The 427-nt window shown below is 37.0% G+C and carries 1 pseudogene; it reads right to left on the bottom strand.

The features are described 5' to 3' along the window. Positions 1 to 28: 28 nt before the first annotated feature. A pseudogene (locus AB4486_RS25395) lies at positions 29 to 427 on the bottom strand (hypothetical protein); the annotation flags it as partial.

The following is a 427-nucleotide window of genomic DNA, read 5'->3' as shown; positions in this document are numbered from 1 at the left end:
GAGTTAACGATTTTACTAATTTACTAGATTACTTTGTATTGCGTACCCATTTTTTACCATCTTCTAGTGAACGCTTAATCTTTTGGGATTTAGAAAGCTCACTAACTGCTTTTGTGAAATCTAACTCCGACAAACCAAGCTTGTTTTGAAGTTCGGCATCTAAATAAGTAGGAACCTTTAGGGCTGCATATATTTTGGCTTCAGGTGAGCCAGTCATTGATTTTGTGATTACAGTTTGTGGTTTTGTGACTACAGTTTTCTTACGTTCCCATGAAGCTCTTGCATGTTTACCTTCACCTTTCGATAGATCTTTTCGGGCGATTAGCTGCCCTTCAAACGTAAAGTCGGAGGATATTTTTACAATTAGAAGCTTATTAAAGTTTCCAGCGCGTTTCACTTTCACTTCTTCTTTATTCTTTTCAGGAGA

The organism is Vibrio sp. 10N.222.55.C6 (assembly GCF_041473395.1).
GTDB lineage: Bacteria > Pseudomonadota > Gammaproteobacteria > Enterobacterales > Vibrionaceae > Vibrio > Vibrio crassostreae_C.
This window is presented reverse-complemented; position numbering and strand designations above follow the sequence as displayed.